The following is a 4723-nucleotide window of genomic DNA, read 5'->3' as shown; positions in this document are numbered from 1 at the left end:
ACTTGACCGCCTTGACCTTGATGATGTCGCGTACGACCGTCAGTTCGATCGGCTTGTCGGCGCCCTGGCGCAGGATGGTGAGCTTGATCGGTGTGTTGACCAGGCCACGCATCTTGTCGACCGCGTCGTTGAGGGTCAGGCCGCGAACCTCTTCGCCGTCGATCTTAGCGATGTAGTCGCCGGCCAGCACGCCTGCCTTGGCGGCCGGGGTGTCGTCGATCGGCGTGATCACCTTGACCAGGTCGTTCTCCATGGTGACCTCGATGCCGAGGCCGCCGAACTCGCCCTTGGTCTGGACGCGCATATCCTGCGCCTGCTCGGCGTTCATGTAGGAGGAGTGCGGGTCAAGCGAGGCAAGCATGCCGTTGATGGCGTTCTCGACAAGCGACTTGTCGTCGGGCGGTGTCACATACTGTGCCCGCACCCGCTCGAAGATATCGCCGAAGATCGCCAGTTGCTTGTAGGTCTCCGACCCTGCAGCGTTCGCCGCCGAGCCGGGTGTGCCATAGACAAGGCTCATGGCGGACGCGCCCATCAGCGCACCGGCAAACAGAAGCGACAGTTTCCGCATTATTCACGTCCTTCCAGAAAAACGGTCCGCCCACCATGGGGCCGGATCGACGGGTTTTCCATCCTTGCGGAACTCGACATAGAGTTCCGGCGTGGCATTTCCATTCTTCGAAACCGAGGTGCTCGCCACCCGGGCCTCTCCCATCGCGCCGATCGGCTCTCCTGCGAGCACTGACTGACCGGTCGCGACGCTGATTCTGCTCATCCCCGCCAAAACGACATGATAGCCGTCGCCTGCGTTAAGGATCAAGAGTTGACCATAGGAGCGAAACGGCCCCGCATAAAGCACATTCCCATCCGCCGGTGCGGTGACGATGGCTCCCGATTGTGTCGCAACCATGTCGCCAAGCATCACCGCGCCGTTACCGTCATCGGCGCCGAATCGCAGCTTGATACGGCCGGTCACCGGCAGCGCGATCTGTCCCTGCAGCGCCGAAAAGGGTGCCGCAGCGGCAAGTTGGTTGCTTTCCGGAACGGGCAGCGACGCCAGTTCCGCCGGCGCTGATGTCTCGTCGCCATCCGCCGTCTTCTGCTCGGCGGCCTTGGCGGCATCGGCAGCCTTGGCCGCATCGGCAGCCTTGCGGCTCTTGTCGGCTTGCGCTTCGAGCGAGGCGATCAACTCTTTCAGGCTGCCGGCCTTGGCCGCCAGCGCCTCGGATCGCTGCTTTTCAGCGGCCATTTGCGTTTGCGTGTCGGCTTCGAGCTTCTGCTTGGCCTCCAGCAGCATGCCGAGTCGCTTCTTTTCCGCCGCCTGGTCACCGACCGCCGCCGTTAGCCGCGCCCGTTCGGCCTCGATCGAGGCCGTGACCCGCGACTGCTCCTTGAGATCGGCGAGCAGGATATCTGTTTGCTGACGCAGTTCCGGCACCACGGCACCGAGCAGGATGGCACTGCGCACCGACGACAGCGCGTCCTCCGGCTTGACCAGGATCGCCGGCGGCGGGTTCAGCCCCATGCGCTGCAGCGCGCCCAGCACTTCGGCAAGCACATCACGCCGCGCCACCAGCGAGACACGTATCTTCTGCTCCTGGCCCTTCAGCCCTTCCAGCCTGGCGCCGATGTCCTCGATGTCCTGGCCGAGCTTCTGCTCGGTCATCGCCGACTGGATCAGTGCGGCAGTGATCGAGGCGTGATCCTTCTTGATGGTCGCGATGTCGGCGGAGAGCTTGGCCAACCGTTCCGACGACAGCGTGATCTCCTTCGAGACCCGTTCGTATTCAGCCCGGCTCTGGTCCGGATCGGGAGCCATGTCGAGCGTGTTTTCGGCCCGCCCCGCATGCAGCGACAGCACAAGCACCGCCGCCGCGATGCCGCAGCGCGCGCGCCATGAGCCCGTTCTCGATTTCCAGCCTTCAGACATCCGGTGTCGACTCTATCTGCGGCTTCGTTAACGAACCATCAACCATGTTTGAAAAGGCCCGTTCCCGAATGCATGTCGCCCAGAAGTGGTCCCGGTTTCGGGAAAACGACATGCATAAGACCAAAGGTCCAATCTGGCGCGGCATTGGGGCGGAAATCCGGGCAGGTCGCGCCAATTCACCGATTTACGAGCGATGGTAGGGATGTCCCGAAAGAATGGTGGCCACCCGATAAAGCTGCTCACCCAGCATCACGCGCACCAATTGGTGCGGCCAGGTCAGCAATCCGAACGACATCACCAGTTCGGCCTGGTCGCGCAGCGACTGATCGTGGCCGTCGGCGCCGCCGATGGCGATGACCAGCGCCTTGCGGCCACCGTCACGCAACAGGCCAAGGCGCCCGGCGAAGTCCTCCGAGGAAAAGCTTTTGCCGCGTTCGTCGAGAAGGATCAGCGCGGTGCCGGGCTGCAAATGTGTCTGCAGCTTCTGGCCTTCCTCGCGCCGGCGTTCGCTGGCGGTCTGGGCACGCCCCTCGGCTATCTCGGCAATGCCGGCAAATTCAAGCCCCACCGCCGGACCGCTCTTGGCGAAGCGCTCGAAATAACGGTCGGCGAGCAGCTTCTCGGGGCCGGCTTTCATCCGGCCCACGGCATGAACTGATATCTTCATCCTCGCCCCTGTAAGCCGCTAATGCATGTCACCAAAGTAGGAATCGGTTTTGGAACAACGACATGCATCAAAACAAAGGCGGCTTAGTGGAGGGTCTCTTCCTCGAGATCCGGCGCCTGCCACATCTTTTCGAGATTGTAGAATTCGCGGACTTCAGGGCGGAAGACGTGGACGATGATGTCGCCCGAATCGATCAGGACCCAGTCGGCGCCTGCCAACCCCTCAACGCGCGCAGTGCCGAGACCGGCATCCTTGATCGCTTTGAGAAGATGATCGGCGACAGCCGCAACATGACGGTGCGATCGGCCCGAAGCGACGACCATATAGTCGCCGAGGCTCGATTTCCCCTGGATGTCGATTGAGACAATATTTTCGGCCTTGGAGTCTTCCAGACTGGCAAGGACTGTCTTGATGGCGCGGGACACGGCGTCGTCTACGCTGATCCTGGCCGGCGAAGGCATGATATCGGCCTTCTTCCGCAGTGCTGTTCTCAGTGTATTTCCTTTCGCAGCAAGAACAACCAAATCACCCCCAAAAGCAGGTGACACCACTTAGATAGGCAGAGTTCCCTGACAGTTTCAAGACGGGACCCCGCCCCGCACCAACGTATTCTCGGTCCTGTGGTTTCGCCGCACGCTGGAAAAGATCGGAACCCTCGCCGCCCGCATGGGTTATCGGCTCGCCGACCAACCGGAATCTTGCCATGCCGATCGACCCGCAAAACGCCCTTCTCACCGTCCAGGCTGGCCTCGCGCAGCTGAGTACGCTGATCGTTTCCTACTCCTTCTCGGCCATCGGTGCCGTCATCCTCTTGGTTGTCGGCTACATCATCGCCGGCCTTGCCGAACGTTCGATCTTCGCCGGCCTCGGCCATATCCATGGTTTCGATGCAACGTTGCGGCATTTCTTCTCCAAGATCGTCCGCTATGCCATCCTGATCCTCGTCACCATCATGGTGCTCGGCCAATTCGGCGTGCAGACGGCGTCGATAATTGCCGCGATCGGTGCCATCGGCCTGGCCATCGGCCTGGCGTTGCAAGGCACGCTGCAGAACATTGCCGCCGGCATCATGCTTCTGGCGCTGCGGCCATTTCGCATCGGTGAGTCCGTCGAGGTCGGTTCGATTGCCGGCTCGATCGAGGAGATCGGCCTGTTCGCGACCAAGCTCAGGAGCGCCGACGGCGTCTACATCCTCGCGCCCAATTCGACGCTGTGGAACCAGCCGGTGCGCAACTTCTCGCGCAACGGCGTGCGCCGCAGCGACATCGCGCTCAGCATCGGTTCATGGAACGACATCGACCGCGCTCAGAAGACCTTGCTTGCAATTGCCGCCGCCGAGCGACGGGTGAAGCGTGAGCCGGCACCGATCGCATTCGTCGCGACATTGGGCGAAAGCACCGTTTCGATTGCCTTGCGTTACTGGACATCGTCGGCTGATTTCTTCGCCACCCAGACCGATCTCACCAAGCGCGCCAAGCAGGAATTCGACTCGGAAGGCATATCGATCCCGCAGCCGCCACCGCCACCGGAAGCGCCGCAACCGGAAGCCCGCCGGCAATAATCAGCTGCCCCTGTGTCGGTCCTGCTCGTCCGGTGCGAACGCAAGCTCCACCGGCAAAGGCGCCTGCGCCGTCATCGGTGCGAAACTGCCGGTTTCACCGGCAGGAACAGCCTGCGTCGTGAACACGCGCAGAAGCACGAACATGCAGAACGCAGCGGCGATGAGGATCGCCACATAGATGAAGGCCTGCGTTCCGAAGACAGCCGACAGCGCCGTCACGATGCCTGGCACGACGAAGCCCGACAGCGACCAGGCAAACAGCAGCGAACTGGACAGCGCCACCATGTCCTCCTTGCCGGCACGGTCGGAGGCATGCGCGCTGGAAAGCGAATAGATCGATTCCGAGGCGCCATCCCAAACGATATAAATCACCACCAGCGCCGCCAGCGCGCCGCCATCGAACCCGAGCGCGAACAGGCCGGCGACCATGGCGAGCGCGGATGCGGCGATCAGCACATAGCGGCGGTCGGTGCGGTCGGAAATCCAGCCAAGCGGGATTTGCAGGATCAGCGTGCCGACCGGCATCGCCGAAAGCAGCAGCGCCACGTCTGCCTGGCTGTAGCCC

The 4723-nt window shown here is 62.4% G+C and carries 6 protein-coding genes; 1 reads left to right on the top strand and 5 read right to left on the bottom strand.

Annotated features, from left to right (window positions below; all coding sequences use genetic code 11):
* From EN935_RS22835 to rsfS, 4 genes are all read right to left on the bottom strand, one after another.
* Positions 1 to 574, bottom strand: a 574-nt coding sequence (locus EN935_RS22835) for a PDZ domain-containing protein (RefSeq protein ID WP_164771272.1), incomplete at its 3' end; no start/stop codon positions are given.
* Positions 575 to 1930 (bottom strand): murein hydrolase activator EnvC, encoded by a 1356-nt coding sequence (locus tag EN935_RS22830; RefSeq protein ID WP_109664545.1) that lies wholly within the window; start codon positions 1928 to 1930, stop codon positions 575 to 577.
* A gap of 184 nt (positions 1931 to 2114) precedes the next feature.
* Positions 2115 to 2597 (bottom strand): 23S rRNA (pseudouridine(1915)-N(3))-methyltransferase RlmH, encoded by a 483-nt coding sequence (gene rlmH, locus EN935_RS22825; protein ID WP_127265109.1) that lies wholly within the window; start codon positions 2595 to 2597, stop codon positions 2115 to 2117.
* 83 nt (positions 2598 to 2680) lie between these two features.
* Positions 2681 to 3058, bottom strand: a complete 378-nt coding sequence (gene rsfS, locus EN935_RS22820) for a ribosome silencing factor (protein WP_109664536.1) — start codon at positions 3056 to 3058, stop codon at positions 2681 to 2683.
* Positions 3059 to 3300: 242 nt separating this feature from the next.
* On the opposite strand from rsfS, the gene EN935_RS22815 reads away from it, so the two are divergent.
* On the top strand, positions 3301 to 4158 hold the full coding sequence (locus EN935_RS22815) for a mechanosensitive ion channel domain-containing protein (RefSeq protein WP_127265110.1): 858 nt from the start codon (positions 3301 to 3303) through the stop codon (positions 4156 to 4158).
* Here EN935_RS22815 and EN935_RS22810 read toward each other — a convergent pair.
* Positions 4159 to 4723, bottom strand: a 565-nt coding sequence (locus tag EN935_RS22810; protein WP_164771271.1) for an MFS transporter, incomplete at its 5' end; no start/stop codon positions are given.

It is taken from the genome of Mesorhizobium sp. M7D.F.Ca.US.004.03.1.1 (assembly GCF_003998635.1).
Lineage (GTDB): Bacteria > Pseudomonadota > Alphaproteobacteria > Rhizobiales > Rhizobiaceae > Mesorhizobium > Mesorhizobium loti.
Note: the sequence above shows the minus strand (reverse complement) of the source record. Positions and strands in the feature narration are given on the sequence as shown.

Coding starts and splice junctions, on each gene's coding strand:
- EN935_RS22830 (WP_109664545.1), bottom strand. CDS start 1,930: ATGTCTGAAGGCTGGAAATCGAGAACGGGCTCATGGCGCGCGCGCTGC.
- rsfS (WP_109664536.1), bottom strand. CDS start 3,058: ATGCCTTCGCCGGCCAGGATCAGCGTAGACGACGCCGTGTCCCGCGCC.
- EN935_RS22815 (WP_127265110.1), top strand. CDS start 3,301: ATGCCGATCGACCCGCAAAACGCCCTTCTCACCGTCCAGGCTGGCCTC.
- rlmH (WP_127265109.1), bottom strand. CDS start 2,597: ATGAAGATATCAGTTCATGCCGTGGGCCGGATGAAAGCCGGCCCCGAG.